The sequence below is a fragment of the Bradyrhizobium sp. BRP22 genome, from assembly GCF_020194175.1.
In the GTDB taxonomy this organism is placed as follows: domain Bacteria; phylum Pseudomonadota; class Alphaproteobacteria; order Rhizobiales; family Xanthobacteraceae; genus Bradyrhizobium.
Map to the genome: position 1 here is coordinate 184877 of NZ_JADYVX010000001.1, position 24971 is coordinate 209847.

Annotated in this window: 20 protein-coding genes; 14 read left to right on the top strand and 6 right to left on the bottom strand. The window is 60.7% G+C overall.

Features of this window, described 5'->3' with window-relative positions; all coding sequences use genetic code 11:
* The first annotated feature begins 4 nt into the window (after positions 1 to 4).
* The 6 genes from I6F35_RS00820 to I6F35_RS00845 all read left to right on the top strand — a co-directional run bounded on the left by I6F35_RS00820 (position 5) and on the right by I6F35_RS00845 (position 7911).
* Positions 5 to 1702 carry a methyl-accepting chemotaxis protein gene (locus I6F35_RS00820; protein ID WP_225115733.1) on the top strand — a complete coding sequence of 566 codons (1698 nt, stop codon included), beginning with the start codon at positions 5 to 7 and terminating at the stop codon, positions 1700 to 1702.
* A gap of 84 nt (positions 1703 to 1786) precedes the next feature.
* Entirely contained in the window at positions 1787 to 3598 is a 1812-nt protein-coding gene (locus I6F35_RS00825; RefSeq protein ID WP_225115734.1) for a methyl-accepting chemotaxis protein, read from the top strand.
* Positions 3599 to 3714: 116 nt separating this feature from the next.
* The gene (locus I6F35_RS00830; protein ID WP_225115735.1) at positions 3715 to 4200 is read left to right on the top strand and encodes a chemotaxis protein CheW; all 486 of its coding nucleotides are present in this window, start codon (positions 3715 to 3717) and stop codon (positions 4198 to 4200) included.
* Between the two features lie 16 nt (positions 4201 to 4216).
* Positions 4217 to 5059, top strand: a complete 843-nt coding sequence (locus I6F35_RS00835) for a CheR family methyltransferase (protein WP_225115736.1) — start codon at positions 4217 to 4219, stop codon at positions 5057 to 5059.
* Positions 5060 to 5078: 19 nt separating this feature from the next.
* Complete coding sequence (locus I6F35_RS00840; RefSeq protein ID WP_225115737.1) at positions 5079 to 6170, top strand: chemotaxis response regulator protein-glutamate methylesterase; 1092 nt, start codon at positions 5079 to 5081, stop codon at positions 6168 to 6170.
* A gap of 4 nt (positions 6171 to 6174) precedes the next feature.
* A complete protein-coding gene (locus I6F35_RS00845) occupies positions 6175 to 7911 on the top strand; it encodes a chemotaxis protein (RefSeq protein WP_225115738.1) in 1737 nt (578 codons plus the stop codon).
* 19 nt (positions 7912 to 7930) lie between these two features.
* On the opposite strand, the gene I6F35_RS00850 is transcribed toward I6F35_RS00845, so the two are convergent.
* From I6F35_RS00850 to I6F35_RS00860, 3 genes are read right to left on the bottom strand one after another with little or no spacing between them, the layout of a single operon-like run.
* Positions 7931 to 9394 carry a hypothetical protein gene (locus tag I6F35_RS00850; RefSeq protein WP_225115739.1) on the bottom strand — a complete coding sequence of 488 codons (1464 nt, stop codon included), beginning with the start codon at positions 9392 to 9394 and terminating at the stop codon, positions 7931 to 7933.
* A 55-nt stretch (positions 9395 to 9449) separates the two neighbouring features.
* On the bottom strand, positions 9450 to 10091 hold the full coding sequence (locus I6F35_RS00855; RefSeq protein ID WP_225115740.1) for an acetyltransferase: 642 nt from the start codon (positions 10089 to 10091) through the stop codon (positions 9450 to 9452).
* Entirely contained in the window at positions 10081 to 11301 is a 1221-nt protein-coding gene (locus I6F35_RS00860) for a DegT/DnrJ/EryC1/StrS aminotransferase family protein (RefSeq protein ID WP_225115741.1), read from the bottom strand. Before I6F35_RS00860 ends, I6F35_RS00855 begins: the two co-directional genes overlap by 11 nt.
* A 149-nt stretch (positions 11302 to 11450) precedes the next feature.
* On the opposite strand from I6F35_RS00860, the gene gmd reads away from it, so the two are divergent.
* From gmd to I6F35_RS00885, 5 genes are all read left to right on the top strand, one after another.
* Entirely contained in the window at positions 11451 to 12521 is a 1071-nt protein-coding gene (gmd, locus tag I6F35_RS00865; RefSeq protein ID WP_225115742.1) for a GDP-mannose 4,6-dehydratase, read from the top strand.
* Between the two features lie 481 nt (positions 12522 to 13002).
* Positions 13003 to 13740, top strand: coding sequence for an ABC transporter permease (locus I6F35_RS00870; protein WP_346283132.1), 738 nt, complete (start codon positions 13003 to 13005; stop codon positions 13738 to 13740).
* Positions 13737 to 14486, top strand: a complete 750-nt coding sequence (locus I6F35_RS00875) for an ABC transporter ATP-binding protein (protein ID WP_225116021.1) — start codon at positions 13737 to 13739, stop codon at positions 14484 to 14486. The genes I6F35_RS00870 and I6F35_RS00875 overlap by 4 nt, the downstream gene beginning before the upstream one ends.
* 93 nt (positions 14487 to 14579) lie before the next feature.
* A complete protein-coding gene (locus I6F35_RS00880) occupies positions 14580 to 16790 on the top strand; it encodes a glycosyltransferase (RefSeq protein WP_225115744.1) in 2211 nt (736 codons plus the stop codon).
* Positions 16787 to 18448: a glycosyltransferase gene (locus I6F35_RS00885; protein ID WP_225115745.1), complete on the top strand. Its 1662-nt coding sequence runs from the start codon at positions 16787 to 16789 to the stop codon at positions 18446 to 18448. Before I6F35_RS00880 ends, I6F35_RS00885 begins: the two co-directional genes overlap by 4 nt.
* 54 nt (positions 18449 to 18502) lie before the next feature.
* On the opposite strand, the gene I6F35_RS00890 is transcribed toward I6F35_RS00885, so the two are convergent.
* The 3 genes from I6F35_RS00890 to I6F35_RS00900 all read right to left on the bottom strand — a co-directional run bounded on the left by I6F35_RS00890 (position 18503) and on the right by I6F35_RS00900 (position 20698).
* Positions 18503 to 19630, bottom strand: coding sequence for a glycosyltransferase family 4 protein (locus I6F35_RS00890; protein ID WP_225116022.1), 1128 nt, complete (start codon positions 19628 to 19630; stop codon positions 18503 to 18505).
* A gap of 19 nt (positions 19631 to 19649) precedes the next feature.
* Positions 19650 to 20162 (bottom strand): hypothetical protein, encoded by a 513-nt coding sequence (locus I6F35_RS40420; RefSeq protein WP_346283129.1) that lies wholly within the window; start codon positions 20160 to 20162, stop codon positions 19650 to 19652.
* A gap of 98 nt (positions 20163 to 20260) precedes the next feature.
* Complete coding sequence (locus I6F35_RS00900) at positions 20261 to 20698, bottom strand: helix-turn-helix domain-containing protein (protein ID WP_225115746.1); 438 nt, start codon at positions 20696 to 20698, stop codon at positions 20261 to 20263.
* A 77-nt stretch (positions 20699 to 20775) separates the two neighbouring features.
* Here I6F35_RS00900 and I6F35_RS00905 point away from each other — a divergent pair, with 77 nt between their 5' ends.
* The 3 genes from I6F35_RS00905 (at position 20776) to I6F35_RS00915 (ending at position 24727) form a co-directional block, all read left to right on the top strand.
* Positions 20776 to 21648, top strand: coding sequence for an NmrA family NAD(P)-binding protein (locus I6F35_RS00905; protein ID WP_225115747.1), 873 nt, complete (start codon positions 20776 to 20778; stop codon positions 21646 to 21648).
* A 308-nt stretch (positions 21649 to 21956) separates the two neighbouring features.
* On the top strand, positions 21957 to 23147 hold the full coding sequence (locus I6F35_RS00910; RefSeq protein ID WP_225115748.1) for an HlyD family secretion protein: 1191 nt from the start codon (positions 21957 to 21959) through the stop codon (positions 23145 to 23147).
* Positions 23144 to 24727, top strand: coding sequence for a DHA2 family efflux MFS transporter permease subunit (locus I6F35_RS00915; protein ID WP_225115749.1), 1584 nt, complete (start codon positions 23144 to 23146; stop codon positions 24725 to 24727). The genes I6F35_RS00910 and I6F35_RS00915 overlap by 4 nt, the downstream gene beginning before the upstream one ends.
* Positions 24728 to 24971: the final 244 nt, after the last annotated feature.

Sequence of the window (24971 nt, forward strand, 5' to 3'; positions counted from 1 at the left end):
GAAAATGAGATTCACTGTCAAGGCGAAGTTGGCCAGTGCCTTCGGCGCGATCATCCTGCTGTCCGCGGCGAGCGGCGCCGTGGCCTATATGAAGCTCAACGAGCTGACGGCGACGACGGAGAGTCTGGTGGCCCGCGCCGGCCGGATGGAAAAGGCGGCCGAGCTCGAAAAGAGCATGCTGCTGCAGGTCAGGGCCGAGAAGAACATGATCATGGCGCCCGAGAGCGACATGGAGCGGTTTTCGACCGAGATCGGCAGGATCCGCGAATCCATGCTGAAGACAAAGGACGAGATCCACGCGACAGCCAGCGAGCAAGGCAAGCGGCTGATCGAGAACTTTTCTACCAGCTACGCAAAAGTGAATTCGGTCCAGGACGAGACGCTCAAGCTCGCGAGAACGGACCGGCCAAAGGCCGCCGAGCGGTCGATGACCATCGTCCGCGAGGCGGTCCGCGAAACCATGGAGGCGGCCGACGCCTATATCGCCTACGCGAAGAAAGCGATGACGGAGCAGGTCGAGCAGGCGAGGGAGGACGGCCGCCGCGCCAGCATGATCCTGATCAGCCTGGTTCTCGTCTCGCTCGTTATCGGCGTCGCGGCGGCGCTCTGGATTTCGATCAGCATCAGCCGCTCGCTGGGCCGTGCGGTCGGCCTGGCCGGCGCCGTCGCCGGGGGCGATCTCAGCCAGACCATCAATGTCTCCAGCAACGACGAAATCGGCGATCTCGTGAAGTCGCTGAACGCGATGGTGGAAAAGCTGCGCCAGATCGTGTCGGAAGCGCTGACCGCGGCGCAGAACGTCTCGGCCGGCAGCCAGGAACTCTCCGCCAGCGCCGAGCAGTTGTCGCAAGGCGCCACCGAGCAGGCCTCGGCAGGCGAGGAGGCCTCCTCCTCGATGGAAGAAATGGCGGCCAATGTGAAGCAGAACGCCGAGAACGCCAACCAGACCGAGAAGATCGCGGCGCAATCGGCGAAGGATGCGGAGGCAAGCGGCGCCGCCGTGCGTCGTGCGGTCGAGGCGATGCAGACGATCGCGGAAAAGATCACCATCGTGCAGGAGATCGCGCGTCAGACCGATCTGCTCGCCCTGAACGCCGCGGTCGAGGCCGCGCGCGCCGGCGAGCACGGCAAGGGCTTTGCGGTGGTGGCGTCCGAAGTCCGCAAGCTTGCCGAACGCAGCCAGGCGGCGGCAGCCGAGATCGGCATGCTCTCGGCGGAGACCGCCAAGGTCGCCCAGGAAGCCGGCGGCATGCTCACCAAACTGGTGCCGGACATCAAGAAGACGGCGGACCTGGTCCAGGAAATCACCGCGGCCTGCCGCGAGCAGGACGTCGGCTCGGCGCAGATCAACCAGGCGATCCAGCAACTCGACAAGGTGGGCCAGCAGAACGCCAGCGCGTCCGAGCAGGTTTCCTCGACCTCGGAAGAACTCGCCTCGCAGGCCGAGCAGTTGCAGTCGACGATCGCCTTCTTCCGCATCGACCATGGCCGCAAGGCGGCCACCGCGCCGATCGACAAGGCCGTCAGCCAGTTGCGGGCCAAGGCCGCGACGATGGCGGCTGCCGATCGCGGCGCCAGGAAGCCGCCGGTTGCTGAAACGAAGCCGCAAGCCCGTCGCGCGCTCAAGGTTGCGAATGGCGGCGGTTTCGCCTTCGCATTGGACGAGGATGAGGACGATCGCGACGCTGACTTTCAGCGCTAAAGGGTGAAGCGTGAGTTAGGGGGTTAGCAGGCCGGATCGTTCGCGGTCCGACCGATAATTCGAGCATTTCTTTTGGGGGCTGAAATGAGACTTACCGTCAAAGCAAAGCTGGCCGGCGCCTTTGGCCTTGTCATCCTGTTGTCCATGGTCGCGGGCGCGGTCGGCTACATCAAGCTCGGCGACATGGTCAGCACCGCCGAGACTCTCGTTTCGCGGGCCGGACGCATGGACAAGGCTGCCGAGCTTGAAAAGGGCATCCTGCTTCAGGTGCGGGCGGAGAAGAACGCCATCATCGCTCCGGAAAAGGACTACGATCAGTTCGTCGCCGAGTTGGCGAAGATTCGCGAGCCGCTGTTCAAGACCAGAGACGAGATCTATGCCGGAGCGACCGACAGAGGCAAAAAGCTGATCGATGGCTTTTCGGCCGCCTACGTCAAGATGAATGCCTATCAGGACGAGACGGTTCGCCTCGCCAAGGTCGACAAGCTGGCGGCGACCGACCGTTCGATGAACGATGGCCGCAAGGTCGTGTCTGACGCACTGGCGGCCGCAAATGCTTACATCTCTCTCGTGAAGCAGGCCATGGCCGAGCAGACCGAGCAGGCAAGGCAGGATGGAGCGCGCGCCGAAATGCTGCTGATCATCCTGGTGATCACCTCGTTCGTGATCGCCGTGGCGGCGGCGACCTGGATTGCGCTTAACATCAGCCGCGGGCTCAGCCGAGCCGTGAATCTCGCCGATGCGGTTGCGATCGGCGACCTCAGCCAGAAGATCGACGTCGTCAGCAATGACGAGATCGGCGATCTCGTCAAGGCGCTGAATGCGATGACGGTCAACCTGAACGGAACGGCAGCCATCGCCAACGAGATCGCGCAAGGTAATCTCACCGTCGACGCCAAGCGCCTGTCGGACAAGGACACGCTCGGCATGGCTCTCGAGCGCATGGTCGAGAAGCTGCGCATGATCGTCGCCGAAGCGCTGACGGCGGCGCAGAACGTCTCGGCCGGCAGCCAGGAACTCTCGGCCAGCGCCGAACAGCTCTCGCAAGGCGCCACCGAGCAGGCGTCCTCGGCCGAAGAAGCGTCCTCCTCGATGGAAGAAATGGCGGCCAATGTGAAGCAGAACGCCGAGAACGCCAACCAGACCGAGAAGATCGCGGCGCAGTCGGCCAAGGATGCGGAAGCGAGCGGTGGTGCGGTCGGCCGCGCCGTCCAGGCGATGCAGACGATCGCGGAAAAGATCACCATCGTGCAGGAGATCGCGCGCCAGACCGACCTCCTGGCGCTGAACGCCGCCGTCGAGGCAGCCCGTGCCGGCGAACACGGCAAGGGCTTTGCGGTGGTCGCGTCCGAAGTCCGCAAGCTCGCCGAGCGCAGCCAGGCGGCGGCAGCCGAGATCGGCACGCTTTCGGCGGAGAGCGTGAAGGTGGCGCAGGAAGCCGGCGGCATGCTGGCCAAGCTGGTGCCTGACATCAAGAAGACGGCGGAGCTGGTGGAGGAGATCACCGCGGCCTGCCGCGAACAGGATGTCGGCTCGGCGCAGATCAACCAGGCGATCCAGCAGCTCGACAAGGTCGGCCAGCAGAACGCCAGCGCATCCGAGCAGGTTTCCTCGACCTCGGAAGAGCTCGCCTCCCAGGCCGAGCAGTTGCAGTCGACGATCGCCTATTTCCGTATCGACCAGGCAAAGGACAGGCCCGCAGCGGCGATGCCGATCGACAGGGCCGTCGGCCAGCTCCGCGCCAAAGCCGCGACCATGGCGGCCGTTGACCGCAACGGCAAGAAGCCAGCCGCCAAGCCGGTGCGCGCGCACAAGGCGGCCGCCGCCGGCGGCGGCGGCTTCGCCTTCGCGATGGAAGACGGCGAGGATGATCGCGACGCGGATTTTCAGCGCTAGAGCATGATCCTGAGAAACGGGAACCGGTTTTCCGAAAAGAACATGCTCAGAAACGGAACACGCGGGACCGGTTCTTCAAGGCCGGTCCCTGCGATCTCTGACCGGAAGGACGGAACATGGCCAGCACGGCTCAATATCTGACGCTCGGTCTCGCCGGGGAGACCTTCGGCATCAGCATCTGCAACGTTCGTGAAATCCTCGACATGCGCCCGATTTCGCGTCTGCCGCACGCGCCGCATTTCATGCTCGGCATGATCGACGTGCGTGGGAGTGGCTATCCGATTGTCGACCTCAGGCTGAAGCTCGATCTGCCGAGCGTGCCGGCAACGGAGGCGACCCGCATCATCATCCTGGACGTGCCGATGAAAGACCGCCTGGTCGGCGTCGGCTTCGTGGCGGATTGCGTGTTCGAGGTCACCGACATCGACGAGGATTCGATTGGTCCCGTGCCCTCGGTCGGCGGACGCTGGCAATCCGACTACATCGCGGGCATCGGACGCAAGGGAGAAAAGTTCGTCATCATCTTCGACCTCGCGCGATTGATGGCCGATGCGGAAGTGCCCGCCGAGGAAGTCGGGATCGACGCATCGGCCGCAGCTTAAGCTTGCGAAATCGGCGATGCTGGGGGCCGGGATACATCTATCCGATCGTCAATTCCGCACGATCGCTGAATTGATCGAGGGGCAGGTGGGCATCAAGCTGCCTGCCGGCAAGCGCCTGATGCTGGAAGGGCGGCTGCACAAGCGCGTCCGCGCGCTCAATTATTCCGGGCTCAACGAATATGTGGAGCAACTGTTCGACAAAAACCTGCCTGACAACGAGCTCACACATCTGATTGATGTGGTCACGACCAACAAGACGGATTTCTTCCGCGAGCCGGCGCATTTCACGTTCCTGAAGGAGGTCGCGGTACCGGTGCTCTTGAAGCCTCGCGGCCGCGGATCGCACGGCCTGAAGATATGGAGCGCGGCCTGCTCGACCGGCATGGAAGCCTATACGACCGCAATGGTTCTCGACGACATGACGAGATCCGGCACCAGATTCCAGTTTCGTATCCTCGGCACCGATATCTCGACCGCGGTCCTGCGGCTTGCCAAGACTGCGATCTATACGCGCGACGTTATCGCACCGGTCCCTTCCGAGTTCGTGAAGCGCTACTTCCTGTCGTCGAAAGACCGCTCGCGCAACGAGGTGCGCGTGGTGCCGGAACTGCGGCGACTGACGAATTTCATGCGGATGAATTTGATGGATTCAAGCTATCCCGTGGACCGTGACGTCGACATCATCTTCTGCCGGAACGTCCTGATCTATTTCGACCGGCAGACGCAGCGCAAGGTGGTCGATCAGCTTTGCTCCCATCTGCGGCCGGGAGGCTATCTGATGGTGGGACATTCCGAATCGATGATCCACAATACGGTGCCGGCATTGAAGCAGGTTCAGCCAACCATCTTTAGAGTGTAGCAACGTGGAGCGCACGGCAATGCCCAGGCAGAAACTTCGCGTGCTGATCGTGGACGATTCGGCGTCCGTGCGCCAAATCCTCACGACCATCCTGAGCGAGGATCCCGAGATCGAGGTGATGGCGACCGCATCCGATCCGTTCGCCGCGGCACGCCGGCTGCAGAACGAATTGCCCGACGTGATCATCCTCGACATCGAGATGCCGCGCATGGATGGCATCACGTTCCTCCGCAAGATCATGGCGCAGCGCCCGATCCCGGTGATCATCTGCTCTTCGCTCACCGAAGAGGGCTCCGATCAGATGTTCGAAGCCTTCGAAGCCGGCGCAGTCGATATCGTTCCCAAGCCGCGGATCGATACCCGGCAGGCGCTGCTGGAATGTTCGACCCGGCTGCGCGAAGCCGTGAAATCGGCGGCGCGTGCGCGCGTGCGTCCACGCCTGCAACGGCGCATCGTCGAGAAGAAGCTGACTGCGGATGCCATCATCCCGCCACCGATCCAGGGACGTTCGCGGCCGACCACCGAACGCATCGTCTGCATCGGCGTCTCGACCGGCGGCACCGAAGCGCTGCTCGACGTGCTGGAGGCGCTGCCGCCGAACGGTCCGGGGATCCTGATCGTCCAGCACATGCCGCAGGGCTTCACCGCCGCATTTGCGAGGCGTCTCGACGGCGCGTGCCAGATCGCGGTGAAAGAGGCGGAGGATGGCGAGCCGGTGCAGCCGGGCTGCGCCTATATCGCGCCGGGCGCGCGCCACATGCTGCTGCAGCGGACCGGCCTGCGTTACAGCATCGCGATCAAGGACGGTCCGCCGGTGTCGCGGCATCGGCCCTCGGCCGACGTCCTGTTTCGTTCGGCCGCCCAGTATGCCGGCCGCAATGCGCTCGGGATCATCATGACGGGAATGGGCGACGACGGCGCGAGAGGCCTGTTGGAGATGCGCAAGCTTGGCGCTGCGACGCGCGCGCAGGATGAAGAGAGTTGCGTGGTGTTCGGAATGCCGAAGGAGGCGATCGCGCACGGCGCCGTGGAGAAGGTGGTCTCGCTCAGCCAGATTCCACGAGAAATCATGCTCTGGCACCAGGCCGGACAACCTGCCCTGACGGAATGATGCAATGATCCCCTTAGACGACCAGACCGACACGGTTGCCGCGGCGGTTGCGACCATCGAGGACGTGTCGTCCCGCATCGAGGATAGTTTTGCCAGGGTCGGCAATCATCTCGGTCGCGGCCACGCTCTGTTCAAGGAGCTCGAAGGTGCGCTCACCGAACTCTCGCGCGAAATGTCGGGTGCGGAAATCGAAGGCACGTCGGCAGCACTGCAGGACATTGCCGGCCGGCTGACCGCGCTTGCCGAGGCGCTGCCGGCGGAAAGCGCGCTTCTTGGCCGGATCGGCGAGGATGCCGAGGCGGCATCGGCGCAGATCGCGCCACTGTTCAAACACATCCAGATGATCTCGATCATTGCACGGAGCGCTCGCATCGAGGCGGCTTCGCTGGATGGCGATCGCGACAGTTTCCTTGATTTCACCAAGGAGGCCTTCGAGCTCGGGCAATCGGTCCAGCATTCGATCGAGAGCTGCGCGCGCGATCAGAAGCTGCTGTCGGTGGCGGTCGAAACCGCGCTCAATCGGCAGAAGGAATTCGAGAAGCTCTATCGCGAACAGCTTCTCTCGGCGAGCGCCGGTCTGATCTCGGCCTATACGGGGATGCGCGAGCAGCAGGACAAGAGCGTCCATCTCGTCGAGCTGGCGGGCAGCAGTACCAGGAAGATCGCCGATGCCGTCGGCAGCGCGATCATCTCGCTGCAGTCCGGCGACAGCACGCGGCAACGTCTGGAGCATGTCTGCAGCGGCTTGCGGCGCGTTGCCGGGAGGGCGGCGAGCATCGTTCCAGGTCATGAAGCGGATGCCGGCGCGCAAAGGGCCCAAATCATCCGTCAGCTTCAGGCCGCGCAACTGAAGGATGCGGAGCGCGAATTCGGCGATGACATCGGCGCGATCGTCCGTTCGCTGAATGCCATTCTTGGTGATGCGACCGGCGTGGTCGCGCAAGGGCGCTCAGTCTATGGCGGCCGCGACGGCGAGGCGCAGTCGTTCCTTGCAGTCATCAAGCAAACCTTGGCGCAGGCCTCCGAACTGATCGCGACCTGCGAGAGTTCGGGCAAATCAGTCGATGCCGCCCTCTCTGTCGTCGAAGATACGCTCGGCAAGTTTCGTCTGGCGATCGCGGGGCTTGGCGAGGCCGTCGTCGACATCATCCTGATCGGCATGAACGCCAGCCTCAAGGCCGGCCATCTCGGCGTCAAGGGCAACGCGTTTGTCGTGATCGCCAACGAGCTCAAGGTGACCGCGGATCAGGTCTCCGCCGGCGCTTCCAGGCTGAAGCCGATCCTCGACCGCATCGAACGCGCGGCCGCCGATCTCAAGGAACTGCGCGATCATGGAAATCCCGCGCAATTGACCAGGCTCGAGCCTTCGATCCTGCAGACGCTGCAGGAGAGCGAGGCCGGCAACGCGCGGCTCGGCCGGCTGATGGACCGGCTCGTCCGTGAGGGCGCCGAATTCGAGGCCCTGATGGGCGGTGCACGAGATCTGATGACTGCACTCGGCGAGGCGTCGACGTCGCTTCCGGCTGCTGCCGCGCGCCTCGAGGCATCGAGCGCAATCGCGGTAAAGCTGTCGCTGACATCAAGCGATCAGGCGGTGCTGGACGATCTGTTTGCGCAATACACGATGGAACGGGAGCGGCAGGTGCATCGCGACGTTATGCAGCGCCTCGGCTTGATGTCGAAGTCCGCGCCGCACCGGCCCGAAGCGGAGGTGCTTGACGACGGCGTGCTGCTGTTCTGAGAACGCAGGATGCAGCACGCTATCCGCGAAGAAACTTGAAGAAGCGCACCCACCTCTCGAACACCACAACCCGGCCATCGACGATCGCGTCGCTGACGCCATCGCGGCGGAAGTGAACAGGCCCGCCCTCCATGATGCAATCGGCACGGAAGTCCGCCGATGAGCCACTGGGCCGTTCCGAATAATTGCGGCTCCGGTCTCGCTCGTCAGGACAGACGTACCAGAGAAGGAACAGCAGCATCAGTCCGTTGGTCAGCAGGGCCGTGCTCAAGGGAACGTTGAGCAGCGCCAGCAGGGCAAGTGTGGATGACGTTGCGATCATCAAGGGCGAGAGATGCCGCGAGCAGCTGTTGCCGATGGAGAGCACCAATCCGCACACGAACATCACCAGGGGCAACCAGATCAAGCCGACCGAGGCGATGCCCTCGGTCGCGAACAATGAAGCATTCAGGTTTCCGACGCCGTACTGATTGGCGAAAATGACGCTGAGCTGCTCCGAATAATGGCAGCCGGAGATCATTCTGACGATATTGATCTGGCAGAAGTAAGTCTTCGGATGCGCGGCAAAGAAATCGGCATAATAGTCGATTGCGATCGAAGGGATCGCAAACATTCGCTCGTTCGTGTAGCCGAACACGAAATGGGCGATCGGATTCTCCGCGGGCAGGATCGCGTGAACGAGTAATCCGAACGCGAGCGGGGTGCCGAGGGAGATGACGGCCGCCTGCTTCGGCTCGAAGGATCGAAAGATCAGAAAGACGAAGGGAAGCCATACTGCAGCGAACAGAACTGTCTTGTTCAGTAATGTCGGGTAGAAGCATGGTATCAGCAGCAGGCTGACCGCGGCGAGCAGGCGCGATCCGCGCTGCGCGTAGAAGGCGAATGCAAACGGCAGCACGGCATAAATGACATTGTTGGTCGCATAGTTCAGAAGAGTTGGCCGCGCTATGCCGGCGCGTAGCTGTTCCGCCGCGCGCAATCCTACAAGGGCGAAGCCGTAGCGGAAGTTCAGCAGCAGAATCAGCGCCGCGATGATGAGCAGGATCTTGACGCAGAGATCCATTGTCTTCGCCTTGAGTCTGAACATTCGTGGCGCCGGCCGGCTCTGAAGCAGAGCCGGCATCAGGAATGCCACTAAAGATGCAAGCACCGACCAGCGCGCGATGACGGGGTCATAGCGGGAGGAGGTGAAGTAGCTGAGCCAGACAAAGCCGGTAACCATTCCGAAGAATGCCACGCCCACCGAATATCCGAAGCTGAAGTTCGCGAAGGCGAACAGCGGCAACAGGCATAGCGATATTGCCGTACCAAGCACGGCGGTCCACGACGGGCTGAGAGCGACCCCTGCAGCAAGCTCCACCGCGGTCAACGATGTCACGACGATCACCAGATAGACCGCGAGCAGCGCCAGAGCAGCCAGTTCGCTGGATCCGGTCAGCTCGAAATGCCATCGACGTGGAAAAGACCGGTCAGCATACTGCATGGGAAGCCAAGGATTGGGATGGGGCCGGCTCGGATCTTCGTCCTCAAGTCAAAGCTCAGTAGACGGTGCGGCCGCCTGTCGAGAGAGGTCTTGCCGGGCAGCCGACATAGGTCCCGGGCGCGTTCAAGGATTTGATCACCGCTGCGCCGGCACCGATCGTGATGTTGTCGCCGACGCTGATGCCATCGATCACGGTCGCGCCTGTCCCGAGGAAAACGAAGTTGCCGACACGGCTCCGTCCTGCCACCACTGAATTTACCGAGATGTGCGAAAAATCGCCCACTTCGGATTCGTGCTCGACGATTGCGCCGGTGTTGATGATGCAACCCTGCCCGACTCGCGCCATGGGACCAATATGGGCGTGATGTCCCACAAAGCATCCGGGCGATATCGAGGCGCCCACATCCACTGTTGCATGGCTCGAGATAATTTTTGCCAAATCCCACCCCGCCGATTGCGCGAATTCAACTTGCCGCTTCCGCTTGGCGTTGTCGCCGACCCCGGGGATGCACGACCATCCCGGCGGCATCGTCTCGGGGAGCTCGCGCCTTACCTGAAAGCCGAGGAAGGACTCATCATCTCTTGCATTTTCATCCACGAACAGGAGCGACCGCACGCCATTTGCGATCGCAACTGCGGCGACGCTTCGGGCGTGTCCTCCGAATCCCAGTATCAGGAGCCCGCTGTCACCTTTCATTGGCTCCCGACCGGAAGAAGGAACGAATCACCGTGCAGACCGCAGTGACGCTTTCCAGCGAGAGTTCCGGAAAGCTCGGAAGGTTCAAGCCCCTTGCACTCAAGGACTGCGCCACGGGGTGCGTCCCTTCGGCTTTGCAGTGCGGAAGCGTGTGACACGGATAGAACACAGGGCGCGTTTCGATATTCGCCGCTTTCAGCCAATCCCTGAGCGGTTGCCGAACATCCGGATCGTCAACCACGATCGAACACATCCAATATGAATTGGTGGTGTCGGGGAATTCTCCCAGCAATCTCAGCGGAAGTCCTTCGAGGCCTTGCTGGTACCATGCGGCGATCTGGCGCTTCTTCTCGAGAATCGAGCTCGCATTTTCGAGCTGAGCCAGGCCGATCGCCGCACAGATGTTGGTCATCCGATAGTTGTATCCGACTGCGTCATGCCAGTATTCGCGATCTGGCGACACAGCCTGGGTCTTGAGGTGGTACGCGCGATCCAGGTGATCCTTGTTCTTGGCGACCACCATGCCGCCTTCACCCGTGGTGATGGTCTTGTTTCCGAAAAAGCTGAAGGTCGCGAAATCCCCGAAGGTTCCGACGTGCTGGCCCTTGTAGTAAGTGCCGAAAGCTTCCGCGCAGTCCTCGATCAGCCACAGATCGAATTCTTCACATATGTTAACCAGCGCGTCCATCTCGCACGCTTGTCCGTATAGATGCACAGCCATCACGGCCTTTGTCTGCGGCGTAATTTTGCGACGCACATCGTCCGGATCGATCTGCCAGGTGTCCTCACGTGAATCCACGAAGACCGGCGTCGCGCCCGCCTGAATGATGGTGTTCACGGAGGCCACATAGGTCAACGTCGGTACGATGATTTCATCGCCCGCAGCGAATCCGAGAGTCTCGAGCGCCAGATGAAGTGCAACGGTGCCATTGCAAACGCTGGTGACGTGAGCAGCTCCGGTCAACGAGGCGAATTTCGCCTCGAAGCGCTCAACGAAAGCGCCGCGCGAGGATATCCACGACGAATCCAGGCACTGATTGACGTACTCTTTCTCTTTTCCACAGAGATAAGGTCTGTATAGCGGGATCCACGCGCTAGGCGCGCCTCTCGGCGAGCTGATCGGATTCACATAGGCTACTTGCGACCGCGTTTGCGGGCCTGCTATATTGGCAGGACCTGCACCTTCGTCGGTTCGCAGGGTGTCCCTCATGACGTTCGTCCCATCCTTGCTCGCGCCATATTGGCTATTGCTACAACAATCAATTGAAAATACAAGGGAGCGCCACCGAGGGGAAACTCGTTGTCGCGGCCATTGGCTGCGAGCGCATGGGTGGGAACCAGCCAAAACTATGATTTCTCATGCATGTTGAAAATTCGAAGCGGCGCGTCGCGCTGATCACGGGCGTCACCGGTCAGGACGGCGCCTATCTCGCTGAATATCTGCTCGGGCTTGGCTACACCGTGCACGGCATCAAGCGCCGCTCGTCGTCGTTCAACACGGCGCGCGTCGATCATCTCTATCAGGATCGCCACGTCGGCAACGTGCCGTTCCTGTTGCATTACGGCGACATGACCGACTCGACCAACCTGATCCGGCTGGTGCAGCAGATCAGGCCGACCGAGATCTATAATCTCGCCGCCCAAAGCCATGTCGGGGTCAGCTTCGAGAGCCCAGAATACACCGCCAATGCCGATGCCGTCGGCGTGCTGCGCCTCCTGGAGGCGATCCGCATCCTCGGCATGGAAAAGGAGACGCGGTTCTATCAGGCCTCCACCTCGGAGCTGTACGGCCTGGTGCAGGAGGTGCCGCAGAAGGAGACCACGCCGTTCTATCCGCGCTCGCCCTATGGCGTCGCCAAGCTCTATGGTTACTGGATCACGGTGAACTACCGCGAGGCCTACGGCATGTACGCCTCCAACGGCATCCTGTTCAACCATGAGAGCCCGATCCGCGGCGAGACCTTCGTCACCCGCAAGATCACCCGCGGCGTCGCCCGCATCGAGGTCGGGCTCGAGGAGACGCTCTATCTCGGCAATCTTGAGGCCAAGCGCGACTGGGGTCATGCGCGGGACTACATCGAGGGCATGCACAGGATCCTGCAGGCGGATGCTCCTGATGATTTCGTGCTGGCGACCGGCGAGACGCGCTCGGTTCGCGAATTCGTGGAACTGGCGTTTGCCGAAGTCGGCCGCCGGATTGCATGGCGCGGCGAGGGCATCGACGAGACCGGTGTCGACACAAAATCTGGCAAGACCGTGGTCCGCATCGATCCGACCTATTTCCGCCCCACCGAGGTCGATCTTCTGATCGGCGATGCCAGCAAGGCCCGCGAGAAACTCGGCTGGAAGCCGAAGACCAGCTTTGCCCAGCTCGTGAAGGAAATGGTCGCGAGCGACCTCGCCGAGGCGAAAGCGGAAGCGGCAGGGTAACGGGTCCTTCATGATGAATGAAAACGTGAGGGCTGTGCCGCGATCTGGCGCCAACCGAACGGCGCCCGGAACTCGCCGTGACGAACAAAAGTCTTATTCAGTTCATAGGCACGTCCATGACGTCGCAGGAAGTTACGGTTCCATTGGAACTCGCCGGCTAATATCATGAATAATCAGCCGTTCTGCGGTTCGGGAAAGGTTGTGGGCTGGCATCGCCAGGAGCAAGATCCGGCCTATAATGCGGATGTTTCAGGACTCGCGGGGCGGGTCCACGATCCCTCGCAGGGACGCCTTCTGCGCTCGAGGCGAAAGTCCTTCCGGTATCCGCTCTGAACGAGCTCGATTGGGGTTCAAGATGGCCATAGCGTCGTACAGCTCGGAAGATCGGTTCCACGAGCCCGCCAAGATCACACCGCCGTCTGCATCCGACCTGTCCGGGCTGAACTATATCCGCGGCATCTGGGCGGCACGCCATTTCTGGATGCACCTCTCACTGTCGGACCTTCGCTCCAGATGGCGACGGTCCTTTTTCGGCATCTTTTGGACCATTATCCAGCCGCTGGGGCTGACCCTGCTCCTCTCTTTCGTGTTCGGGAAGATCTTCCACAGCGACATCACCGACTATGCGCCTTTCATATTGTCGGGAATGATCCTGTGGGACTTCGTGATCGCGTCCGCCGTGGGTGGCTCACTCACCTTCGTGCAGGCCGACGCCTACATCAAGCAATGCAGACATCCTCTCGCGATCTATAGCCTGAGGACGGTTCTGACCAACCTGATCGTGTTTCTGTGCGCGAGCACGAGCCTGCTCGTCTGGGTGCTGATCTGGCGACCCCAGAATTTCGGTTGGGCATGGCTCGCGGTGCCAACCGTCGTTCCGCTCCTCGTGCTTATTGCCTGGCCGCTCGCGACCTTGCTCGGCTATATCGGTGCGCGGTTCAGGGATCTGCCGCATGCGCTTGGCCTTGTGCTGCAGGCGCTGTGGTTCATTTCGCCGATCTACCTCGAACCAAAGGTGTTTCGAGGTGGGGGGCTGCACTTGTTGGTGGACGCGAATCCAATCTATCATTTGCTTCAGATCGTTCGCGCTCCGCTGCTGCAAGGCGAGTGGCCGACCTGGCAGAATTACGGCTTCAGCTTCGGCCTGATCGCAGGGCTGATCTTGCTGGCCGTTCTGGTCGGCCGCTCCGCGGAAAAGAAGGTCATCTACTATCTATGAACCGGATATCGCTGAATAACGTCGATCTCCATTATCATTCCGCGGCTTTCAAGGAGCGCTCACTGAAGAGCCTCCTGGCAGGCGTGGTGACGGGAAAGAAGGTCCGGCAGGGACAGATCCACCACATTCATGCGCTGAAAGGTATCAGCGTCGAGATCAAGGCCGGCGAGAGGGTCGGATTGCTCGGACACAACGGCGCCGGCAAGTCAACGTTCCTCAAGATGGTCGCCGGCCTCTATCCGATCTCGGGCGGAGAGCGGATTGTCGAGGGCAGGATCAGATCTCTGTTCGATCTCAGCCTTGGCTTCGAGCCCGATGCATCGGGTCGCGAGAATATCCTCTATCGCGGTCTGCTGCTTGGCATGTCGCCAAAGAAGATGCGCGAGATCGAAGACGAGGTGGTGCGATTCGCCGACCTTGGCGAGTTCATCGACTATCCGATCAAGACCTATTCGGCAGGCATGCAGGTGAGATTGGCTTTCGCAGTGTCGACGGCGGTGGAAGGTGATGTGCTCCTGCTCGATGAGGTCATCGGGGCGGGCGATGCGGCGTTCATCGTGAAGGCTCAAAATCGCATCCGCGCGTTGATCGAAAAATCCGAGATTCTGGTCCTGGCATCTCACGACTTTGCCTCGCTCAAATCGATCTGCGATCGAGGGCTGGTTTTTCATCGGGGCGAGATCGTTTTCGACGGAGGCGTTGAAGCATCGATTGCCCAGTACAAACGTGTCAACGGCTTGGCTTAGAGATCGAAAGCCCGGAGTACGTAAGTGAACGGCCGTCCTCTACGCGCGATGTGGTTGCTCAATCATACGACCGCTCGGAATTTCGAAGTCCCCATGCTGAAGCGCGTCGGGATACAGGAGATATTCCTACCCAAGAAGATTCCGTCAGATCCCTCATTCCGGTCAGGTTCTGTCGACTGGTCGGAAGATGAGAAGCTGACAATTCCGAAGGAAGACCTAGCGATCCTGAATGCAGCCGACTGGTACGATGACCCCGGCGTCGACGCTTGGCGGATCGCAAACAAGCATTTCCATTTGCTCTTTTTTATAGTTCTGAAAGCTCGCTTCTTCCGATCAATGGTGCGCCATTTCGACGGAGCTAAGGTTTGGCGGACATACGGCCTCTTAGGCCGGCAACAAAGCTACGGTCGAATACTATCTATGCTTGAGTGGCGCGAAGGACCAATTTTGTCGCCGCGTGCGGCAAAGTCTGTCTGGTTTGGCCAAGCATACAATCATCTCGCCGAGATCGAGCCACCTTGGCTGGCTGAGCGAGCCATCTATTTGCCGGCTGGCCTACAAGACACGAACATTCGGGACGATTGGACTGGTCGCGACCGTCGAATACTGTTTGTCTGCCCCGATCTCGGACTCAGCGAGTACTATAGAGAGATCTACCGTCGGTTTGAGCAGACATTCGGAGGTCTTCCTTACGCCGTAGCTGGCGCTCAACCGATCCGGATTCAGGATGATCACGTTCTTGGCTATGTCTCGAGCGAGGAGCATCTCCAGAACCTGCGTTCATTTGCTGTAATGTACTATCATAGTTCCGAGCCAAACCACGTCCACTATCACCCCTTTGAAGCCGTTCGAGCTGGGATGCCGCTAGTCTTCATGGGCGGCGGCTTGCTTGATAGGCTGGGCGGCCTCGGATTGCCCGGACGATGCAAGACCTCCGAGGAGGCAAGAAGAAAGATCGAGCGAATACTGGCAGGCGACAAGCAACTGATTGGTCAGATCAGGGCATCGCAAGCGGTCCTGCTTGATACAATGAACGTAGAGCACTGCGCACCGAGGTGGCGCTCGGCGATCGAACTGATCCTGAAGAGGACCGAAGAGCGCTCCACAGCTCCGATAATCCGGAAGAAGAGGATCGCCGTCATCCTTCCCGTCGCCTATCGCGGAGGCAGCCTCAGAGGAGCAAAGTTGCTGGCGAGCGCTGTCGCGATTGGTAGTCAACAGTTCGGCTCGCCGGTGGACGTTATCTTCGGACATTTAGACGATCCGACTTCTTATCCCGACAGGGAATTTGACGATCTGCCCGGCCATATCGAGCGGCGGGCTTATCAGTGGAGAACTCTGTCCCAGGGAGAAGCACTTCGAGCTTGCGCCTATGCAGGCGGGGAGGGGACGCTAACACATGCGACTTATGCTGTTCCCGATGACGGAATTAATCAGTTCTTCGATTGCGATCTATGGATATTTGTCTCCGACCGGTTGCAGTTTCCCGTCCTTCCCGTTCGTCCCCACCTGCTGATGATCTACGACTACCTGCAGCGCTACGTCCCAATCATGGATGAGAAAGCAAATCAGCAGCTCATCGATCGGGCCCACGCTGCCGAAGCTGTCCTAGTTACGACCGAATTCACGGCGAATGACGCACGCCAGTTTGCCGGGCTGCCAGCCAGCAAAGTAAGGAAAGTTCCGCTTCTTGTGCCTACATTCGGCTCGGGGGACAGTTTGACCAGAGGAGGTGGACCTCCATCATCAGCGTACTTCATTTGGACGACTAACCTTGCTCCTCACAAGAATCATCGTAATGCTTTGGAGGCACTCCGGATCTACTACGAAGAATATGACGGTCGATTCGAATGTCATGTGACCGGGGTGGACACGGACAAGCTGTTCGCGCGTAACAGTCCCCACCTAGTGGCGGCACGAGAGGTCTACAGTGCCAGCAGGGCGGTCAAAGCGAACTTGAAGATGGAAGGCGATCTGCCCGATTCCATCTATCGCCGAAAACTCCGTGACGCTGCCTTTCTCTGGCACCCGGGACTAATCGACAATGGTACGTTTTCCGTTGTAGAAGCTGCGTCGTTTGGCGTTCCGGCGCTTTCAAGCAACTATCCAGCGATGAGGGAGATCGACCGCCAATTCGAGTTAGGCCTGATCTGGTCTGAAGCGGTTGACCCGGTAGACATGGCGGGCAAGCTGAAGCAGATGGAAACGGTGCAGCACAGCACGCCGCGTCCGGAAGCTTTCGCGCGGCATTGTCTCGATCGGTCGGCCGGTGCGTACTGGCAAGTCATCCAAGAGTTTGTATGAAGACCTTCGGCATCTATCTTTGTTATCCCCCCAAGGTCGATCTGCGAGGTCAGGGGCTGGGACGCTATCTCGCGGAATTTCTGAAGGAAGCGAAGGTCCGCGCCGATGTGAGATTTGTGATTGCGTGTCCTAGCTGGATGCGGGACTCGCTCAAAGAATGGAGCCGATCTGTCGGCCTACAACCCGACGCTTTCGAAGTGATTGGACCCGAGAAGGTCCCGACATTGCTCCGCTTCTACGAAGCGTATCAGACATACAGAGCGTACCGGCTCCGAAAGAAGAAGGTCCGCGACTACATGTCGAAAGTGAGATCCGTCTGCGGATCACTCGTTGCTTACGTGGCGCGCACCGCCGCGACTACGCGCAGCACAGTCGCGTTGGCATTCATAGGATTGATTGCTTCTCCTGTGCTTCTAATCTATTACGCCGTTCGCTTGATCAATCGGAGTGTGCCTAGCCGGAGAATATATCGAGCTCTTGTTCGACGTTACCGTTCCCAGTTCGCGCCAAACATGGGCAGGCTGGTCGCGCGTCCGCAGGATAATGGGTTCACTCTGCGACTGTATCGCTACATGGAGACGGCGGAAGCCAAGCTGCTCTCCGTCGAGATCGAAAAGCGCAAGGAGATTTCAGCCTGGTTCGCTCCGACTGCCTTCTGGCCCCATTTCAACGACATCAAGGCGCCTCGATTGATCTGCGTGCCGGACGTTGTGCTTGCGGACTTTCCGGTGGCGTTTTCGGCGGTCAACGAGGAGCGATTTCACGAGACATTCAGGTTGGTCGAACAGGCAATCAAGGGCGGAAGTCATTTTGTGACATACAGCCTTGATGTCAAACAACGCACGCTGGTCGAACGCTATGGAGTGCCACCAGAGGCAATAGATGTAATACTGCATGGTGCTAACAGGCTTGACGATCTGATAAGAATTTCAGGCCTCTCGAATGAGAACGATGCGACTAACGCGTTTTGCGCCAATCTGTTCGCTACTGCCTTGCAAAAGGCGGTAAGGACATCAGATCCGTCTAGATTTGCAAACAACGGAATCCAGTTTATTTTTTACGCGAGCCAGTTCCGTCCGAACAAAAACGTTCTTACGCTTCTTCGCGCCTACAATCATCTGCTCAAGCAGCGCTATCTACCTCACAAGTTGATTTTGACCGGACACCCCGACGCCTTGCCCGAAATTGCCAGATTTATTCAGAAGCAGAATCTCAATAATGATGTGCTCTGCTTGCATGGGTTGTCGGATCAGGAACTCGCGGCTTGCTATCGGCTGGCTGCTTTGGCAGTGAATCCAAGTCTGAGTGAGGGTGGTTGCCCATTTACCTTCACGGAAGCTCTATCAGTCGACACGCCAGTCGTGATGGCCCGTATTGCCGTCACGGAGGAGGTGATCAGCGATCCCGAGCTGCGCGATCTGATGCTGTTCGATCCCTACAGCTGGAAGGACATGGCGGGTAAGATCGAGTGGGCGCTTTGCAACAGGGCGGATCTATTGCAAAAGCAGCGGGCGCTTTACGGTCAATTGACGAAACGATCATGGAGCAACGTCGTGGACGAATACATCACCCTGCTCGATCGCATTTCGTCGGATCGGGTCGATTACATTCCTGAATCTGTTTCAAAGCCCACGGCTGTTTCAAAGCCTGCGGCTTAAGGGGCAGGCGACCTTTTCCAATCGTTATCCTGCGTCGGTGGGAGCAGGCCGGCATCAAGTCTGTTCGGAGCGCTTTGCCAGGATCTCTCTGTAGAGCTCCAGATGACGATCCACCATCTGGCTGGCAGTGAAGTGGTTTTCATATCTCTGTTTGGCTCGCTCGCCCATCTGCGCGGCCAATTCGTTGTTCTCGAACAGAGCTTGCATTGCTTCCCTGAGAGCGGTCGGATCGCCGGGCGGAACGACAAGGCCGGTTTCGCCGTGGATGTTGACGTAGCTGGTGCCGGTCCCGACCTCGCTGGAGATGAGCGGCTTGCCATACATCGCGGCTTCCAGGAGCGAGATGCCAAATGCTTCCGAGCGAAGGTGAGAAGGAAAAATCGCCGCATGGCAGAGGTTCAACAATGCGACCTTCTCCCGATCGTTCGGTGCTCCCACGAAATGCACGTTCGTCAGGTTCAGATCGAGGGCATGCTGGCGCAGTTCTCCTTCGATCGGCCCCGCTCCCGCAATGGCGACCGGATAGTCGGTGCCGCGCAGGGCGTCGAGAAGGATGTGGAGCCCTTTGTAGTATCGCAGGACTCCCACGAACAGAAAAAAGCGCTTGCCGGCCAGGCTCGGCCACTTTGCGGCAAGCAACGGGTCGTACTCGGGATAGGTTGAGCGATCCAGGCCGATTGGAATGACGTCGGTCTTCTTGCGGAAATCGGCCAGCGTTGTGCTGGTCTCCAGATAATTTGGAGATGTCGCCACGATCCGGTCGACGCTGCCGAGAAGCCGCCGCATCAAGGGCGCATAGACCTTCAGCAGCAGGCGCTGCCGGATGATATCCGAGTGATACGTCAGTGCGACAGGCTTTGACACGCGCGTCGCAAAGTAGACGACATCGGCGAACGGCCACGGGAAATGAAGATGGATGATGTCGGCCTGCCGGGCGAGCGTTGAGAACTTTGCGAACGCCCTGAACGAGAAGCTCGTCGAGCTGATTTCGAAATCGCGCTTGATGCGGTGGCTGATGTGGTTGTCAAACCGGGCGGTTTCGTCAACGACATCCGGACTCAGGGACAGCACTTCGACGTCGACGCCGCGCTGACTGCTGCCATGAGCGAGTTGAAAGATGAACTGTTCAACGCCTCCATAGGAGTCCGGGACATACGTTTTGAAGAAGTGCAGGACCTTCAAGTTCACTCCCAGATCAAGATCAAGCCAAAGGCGCGATCGCGCATTCTGTTTCACTTCTTGAAGCGACGGCCCCAAGAACGTTGGAAAACCACCTTGTCTGGAACGCCGTGCCATCGAAGGCGAGGTGGGTCAGAACCGCCACGATGGCCGCATCGTCGGCCCGGTAGAAGAAGCTTCGGCGATACGCACTGGTGACCAGTTCGGCGCATCCCTTGCTGTTGCTGTACGGATCATGCCCGCCGACCGGATCCGTCTCGCGATAGCCCTGGATGCGGCCGTCATTCTCGTCTTGTTCGACTTCGCTCGCGACGAACACGCCATCGCGATGTTCCGGAGGCAGCGCGAGGCCGAAGACACGGGCTCCCATGACATGCAGGAGCATGGATGCCCAGGCTCCCTTGAAGCCGGTGTGTCCTGTCAGGAAGATGCGGCGGCCCCGCCAGAATTCCGCCTCGATCACAAAACTCTCCGTATGGCTGCGCCGCTGCTCCATTGAGTCCCCGGGGAACCTGCGGTCGTACAGCGCATCCATGGGGCGCCAGTATCGCTGACGGCGTCGGTCCGCGCCGCTGCTTGCCTCGGATGGCTCACGGCGGGAAGTAGCACCGCAGCCGGTTGTTGACAATGTCCCTAGCTCGGCGAGGTTTCCGCCGCATCGAACGCCGATCTCGCCGTCGCGATCTTCGGTTGGCTGTTCTCCGCCCATGTGACGAGATGGGCCAGCGGTTCGAGCAGGGATTCGCCGAGCTCCGTCAGCCCGTACTCCACGCTCGGCGGCTTGGTCGGAAACACGCGGCGCGTGATCATCCCGTCGCGTTCGAGATCGCGCAGCGTCTGCGTCAGCATGCGCTTGGAGATGTCGGGGATCGCTCGCCCGATCTCGCTGAAGCGATGCGGCCGTTGCGCGAGCACGATCACGATCAGCGTGGTCCATTTGTCGCCGAGGCGATCCAGGATGCCTCGCACCGGGCAAAGCGTGAGGTCGAACTCGCCGCTGCTCCAGGTCTTGAAGCGCTGCGCCAGGCACTCATGGGCTGACGGGAGGTTATTTGCGCGTAACCCTGTCACCAAAAACTGCCTCCTTCCGCGATCATCGCCGGCCTCGTATCTAGGCTTGGTCTACATTCTAGACCAGGAGAAGGAACGTGACAATTTCCGAACGTATCGCCATCACCGGGGCCACCGGCCAATTGGGCCGCCTCGTCATCGCCGAGCTCTTGCGGATCGCCCCTGCCGCCCATCTGATCGGCATCGTCCGCAACGCCTCCGCCGCCAAGGACCTTGCGGAGCGCGGCGTCGAGCTCCGCACCGCCAATTATGACGATCCCGACGCGATCAAGGCCGCACTCGCGGGCGCCGACAAGGTGCTTCTGATTTCCTCGAGCGAGATCGGGCAGCGCGTCCGGCAGCACGGAAATGTCATCGATGCGGCGAAGGCGGCGGCCGTGAAGCTGCTCGCCTACACCAGCATCCTCCATGCCGATACGAGCCCGCTCGCGCTCGCGGAAGAGCACCGCGGGACGGAAGCGCTGATCCGTGCATCCGGCGTGCCCTTCGTGCTGCTGCGTAACGGCTGGTACACCGAGAACTATACGGGCAACGTCGCCGCTGCCATCCAGCACGGCGCCGTGCTGGGTGCCGCAGGCCACGGTCGCATCTCTCTCGCCGCACGTGCCGACTACGCCGCGGCCGCCGCGGCCGTGCTCGCAAGCCGCGAGACCCAGGCGGGCCGAATCTGCGAACTCGCCGGCGACAATGGCTATACGCTCGCCGACTATGCCGCCGAGATCTCCAGGCAGTCTGGCAAGCCCATCGTATACAAGGACCTGCCGGAGGCCGAGTACAAGGCCGCGCTGGAATCGATCGGCCTGCCGGAAGCCTTCGCGGCGCTCCTGGCCGATAGCGACGCCAACGCGGCAAAAGGCGCGCTCTACGACGACTCCAGGCAATTGAGCGGACTCATCGGCCATCCGACGACACCGATGGCGCATTCCGTCGCGGCAGCGCTTGCGCGCTAGAGCGTTTTCGAGCGAAGTGGACACCGGTTCGCGTGAAGAAAACGCGTCAAAACCAAGAATCTAGAGCTTCGGTTCTGATTCAATCAGAACCGAAAACGCTCTAGACCAGCTATTCGAAGTGTTTTCAACGTTCATCAACAGTGATGTCTGCCGCACGCTCCTGCGGCAGATCAGTCCGATAATCTCAATCATGCCAAAGTGCCATAAGCCGCAACTGCATTCGCGAAATACGGCGTGCCCTTTGGAAAGAAGCCGGATCGCCGCTTCGACATGCTTCCCGCAGATTCATTCGATTGCGGGCGGCAAACATGAATGCTCCAGTCAAGATCGACAGCGATCCGGCAAGGGCGGAGAACCAGCCCGTGCCGACGGATCACGTCTCCAGCGCGGCAGCTGCGAGCAGTGCCGTCGTTCATCACGGCTTCAGACTCAGCGCACCCTTGCGCCATGTGGCGTTCTACGTCCTCGTCGTCACCGCGATCAGCGGCGCGGCCTATGTGGGATGGCGATACTGGACGACCTGGCGGTTCGAGGTGTCGACCGACGATGCCTATGTCCAGGCCGATGTCGTCGGCATCGCGCCGCAGGTTTCCGGCGATATCAGCCAGCTCTTCATCACTGACAACCAGGCCGTCAAGGCCGGCCAAGTGATGGCGATCATCGATCAGCGTACCTACAAGGCCGCCGTCGAGCAGGCCAAGGCGGATGTCGAGCAGGCGCGCGCGGTTGTTGCCAGTACGGCTGCGCAGATCGCGCAGCAGAAAGCCGTCATCAACGAGGCCGAGGCGACCATCAACGTCGACAAGGCCGCCGAGACCTATGCCGAGCAGAACAACGCGCGTTACGGCACCCTGGCCAACGAAGGCTACGGCTCGGTCCAGAACGCGCAGCAGGCCGCCTCGGCGATCGCCAGCGCCAAGGCCACGATCGCCAAGGATCAGGCAGCGCTCGACGCCGCCCAGAAGCAGGCGACGACGCTTGCCGCGCAGCTCGAACAGGCCAAGGCCTCGGTCGTCCACAATGAAGCCGTGCTCAAACAGGCGGAGATCAATCTCGGCTACACCACCATCACAGCGCCCGTCGACGGCGTGATCGGCGCCCGCAGCATCCGCCTCGGCGAATATGTCCAGCCCGGCACTGAACTGCTTGCGATCGTGCCGCTGGCGCAGGCCTATGTCGTGGCCAACTTCAAGGAGACGCAGCTCGCCGATGTCCGGCCCGGACAGCCCGTACGGCTCTCCGTCGACACGTTTCCCGGCGTCACGGTCCGGGCCTTCGTCAACAGCCTCGCGCCGGCGAGCGGCCAGGAGTTCGCCCTGCTGCCGCCCGACAACGCGACCGGCAACTTCACCAAGATCGTGCAGCGCATTCCGGTCAAGATCACGCTCGACCATACCGATCCCCTGGCCGGCCTGCTGCGGCCCGGGATGTCGGTCGTCAGCACGATCAACACCAAGGGATCGCGCGGCGACCGGGCGCACGCGGCCGCGAAGCCATGAGCACGAGCGACGCCGTCGTCGCCGGTCCGATCGAGGCGGCAAGCGAAGCCGTCTCGGCCCGAACCTGGGTCGCGGTGATCGGCTGCATGCTCGGTGCGCTGATCGCCGTGCTCGACATCCAGATCGTCAATTCCTCGCTTCCCAACATCGAAGGCGGCATCGGGACGGGCGTCGACAATGGAACGTGGATATCCACTTCCTATCTGATCGGCGAGATCATCATGATCCCGCTGACCGACTATCTCAGCCGAGTGTTCGGCTTCCGCCGCTTCCTGCTCACCAACGTGATGCTGTTCCTGATGTTCTCGGTCGGATGCGCGTTCGCGCGCAATCTCGGCGACATGATCGCGATGCGGGCGCTGCAGGGTTTTTGCGGCGGCGTCATGATCCCGATGGCTTTCACGATGGTGCTGACCAAGCTGCCGCGGCGGCAGCAGCCGATCGGCATCGCCGCTTTTGCCGTCACCGCAACGTTCGGCCCCTCGATCGGGCCGACGATCGGCGGCTACCTCACCGAACATTACGGCTGGCAATACATCTTCTTCGTCAACCTGGTGCCCGGCGTCGTGATGCTGGCGCTGCTCTATCCGACGCTCGATCGCGAGCCGATGCGGCTCGGTCTCCTGAAAGAGGGCGACTGGTACGGCATCGCGACGATGGCGATCGGACTCGCCTGCCTGCAGACGGTGCTGGACGAAGGCAACCAGGACGACTGGTTCGGTTCGCCCTACATCGTGCATCTATCGATCGCTGCGGCCGTGATGCTGGGGGCGTTTGTCGTCATTGAGCTGCGAAGCACGGCGCCCGCGGTACAGCTCCGCCTGCTGGCGGGACGGAATTTCGCGCTCGGCACCGCCGCCAATGCGCTGGTCGGGTTCGCGCTGTTCGGCTCGGTCTACATCCTGCCGGCCTATCTCGACGAGGTGCAGGGCTACAATGCGGAGCAGATCGGGCTGGTGCTGGCGTGGGTGGGCCTGCCGCAGCTCCTGGTCGTTCCGCTGGTACCGGCCCTGCTCAAGCGCTTCGATGCTCGCATTCTGGTCTGCACCGGGCTGGCGATCTTCGCGCTGAGTTGTTTCCTCAACACCACGCTCAGCTTCAACGACGGCGGTGACCAGCTCCGGATGACCAATATCGTCAGGGCGCTCGGCCAGGCGATCATGATCTCGCCACTGGTCGGCATCGCGATGGTCGATATCAAGCCTTCGGAATCCGCCGCCGCCTCCGGCGTCTTCAACATGATGCGCAGCCTCGGCGGCGCGATCGGAACGGCCGCGCTGCAGACCATCATTACCAAACGCGAGCAGTTCCACTCGAACATCATCGGCCAGTCGGTGACGCCCTACAGCACCACCGACCAGTCCTTCCTCACCAACCTGCAGCATTATTTCCTGCAGCACGGGTTTCCGGATCCCGCACGGGCTTATCATCAGGCAGAAATCCTGCTCGGCAATCTCGTCGCGCAGCAATCCCTGATCATGGCGTTTTCCGATACGTTCTACGTGCTGGGCGTCGTCATGATTGTCGCTATCCTGATGGTCATCTCGATGCGCGGCCAGCCGGGAAAGGCTGCGGCATAGAAAGCGGCGGCCGTGAAGCTGCTCGCCTATACGAGCATCCTTCACGCCGACACCAGCCCGTTGGCGCTGGCGGAAGAGCACCGCAAAACGGAAGCGCTGATCCGCGCCTCCGGCGTCCCCTCCGTCCCTGGTTCGGCAGGAAAGGGTCGGATCTCCTACCCACTTCTCAAGGTTCCGGCCAGCAAGGCATTTTATTGCGCTGTGTCAAACGATTGCCCACCCACGCGGCTAGGGTCGCCTCCGG

Bases quoted from the DNA above. Each gene is read 5' to 3' on its own strand.
- I6F35_RS00915 (WP_225115749.1), top strand. From the start codon at position 23,144: ATGAGCACGAGCGACGCCGTCGTCGCCGGTCCGATCGAGGCGGCAAGC.
- I6F35_RS00870 (WP_346283132.1), top strand. From the start codon at position 13,003: ATGCACCTCTCACTGTCGGACCTTCGCTCCAGATGGCGACGGTCCTTT.
- I6F35_RS00875 (WP_225116021.1), top strand. From the start codon at position 13,737: ATGAACCGGATATCGCTGAATAACGTCGATCTCCATTATCATTCCGCG.
- I6F35_RS00885 (WP_225115745.1), top strand. From the start codon at position 16,787: ATGAAGACCTTCGGCATCTATCTTTGTTATCCCCCCAAGGTCGATCTG.
- I6F35_RS00825 (WP_225115734.1), top strand. From the start codon at position 1,787: ATGAGACTTACCGTCAAAGCAAAGCTGGCCGGCGCCTTTGGCCTTGTC.
- I6F35_RS00820 (WP_225115733.1), top strand. From the start codon at position 5: ATGAGATTCACTGTCAAGGCGAAGTTGGCCAGTGCCTTCGGCGCGATC.
- I6F35_RS00860 (WP_225115741.1), bottom strand. From the start codon at position 11,301: ATGAGGGACACCCTGCGAACCGACGAAGGTGCAGGTCCTGCCAATATA.
- I6F35_RS00850 (WP_225115739.1), bottom strand. From the start codon at position 9,394: ATGCAGTATGCTGACCGGTCTTTTCCACGTCGATGGCATTTCGAGCTG.
- I6F35_RS00910 (WP_225115748.1), top strand. From the start codon at position 21,957: ATGAATGCTCCAGTCAAGATCGACAGCGATCCGGCAAGGGCGGAGAAC.
- gmd (WP_225115742.1), top strand. From the start codon at position 11,451: ATGCATGTTGAAAATTCGAAGCGGCGCGTCGCGCTGATCACGGGCGTC.
- I6F35_RS00845 (WP_225115738.1), top strand. From the start codon at position 6,175: ATGATCCCCTTAGACGACCAGACCGACACGGTTGCCGCGGCGGTTGCG.
- I6F35_RS00830 (WP_225115735.1), top strand. From the start codon at position 3,715: ATGGCCAGCACGGCTCAATATCTGACGCTCGGTCTCGCCGGGGAGACC.
- I6F35_RS00880 (WP_225115744.1), top strand. From the start codon at position 14,580: ATGCTGAAGCGCGTCGGGATACAGGAGATATTCCTACCCAAGAAGATT.
- I6F35_RS00835 (WP_225115736.1), top strand. From the start codon at position 4,217: ATGCTGGGGGCCGGGATACATCTATCCGATCGTCAATTCCGCACGATC.
- I6F35_RS40420 (WP_346283129.1), bottom strand. From the start codon at position 20,162: ATGGATGCGCTGTACGACCGCAGGTTCCCCGGGGACTCAATGGAGCAG.
- I6F35_RS00855 (WP_225115740.1), bottom strand. From the start codon at position 10,091: ATGAAAGGTGACAGCGGGCTCCTGATACTGGGATTCGGAGGACACGCC.
- I6F35_RS00840 (WP_225115737.1), top strand. From the start codon at position 5,079: ATGCCCAGGCAGAAACTTCGCGTGCTGATCGTGGACGATTCGGCGTCC.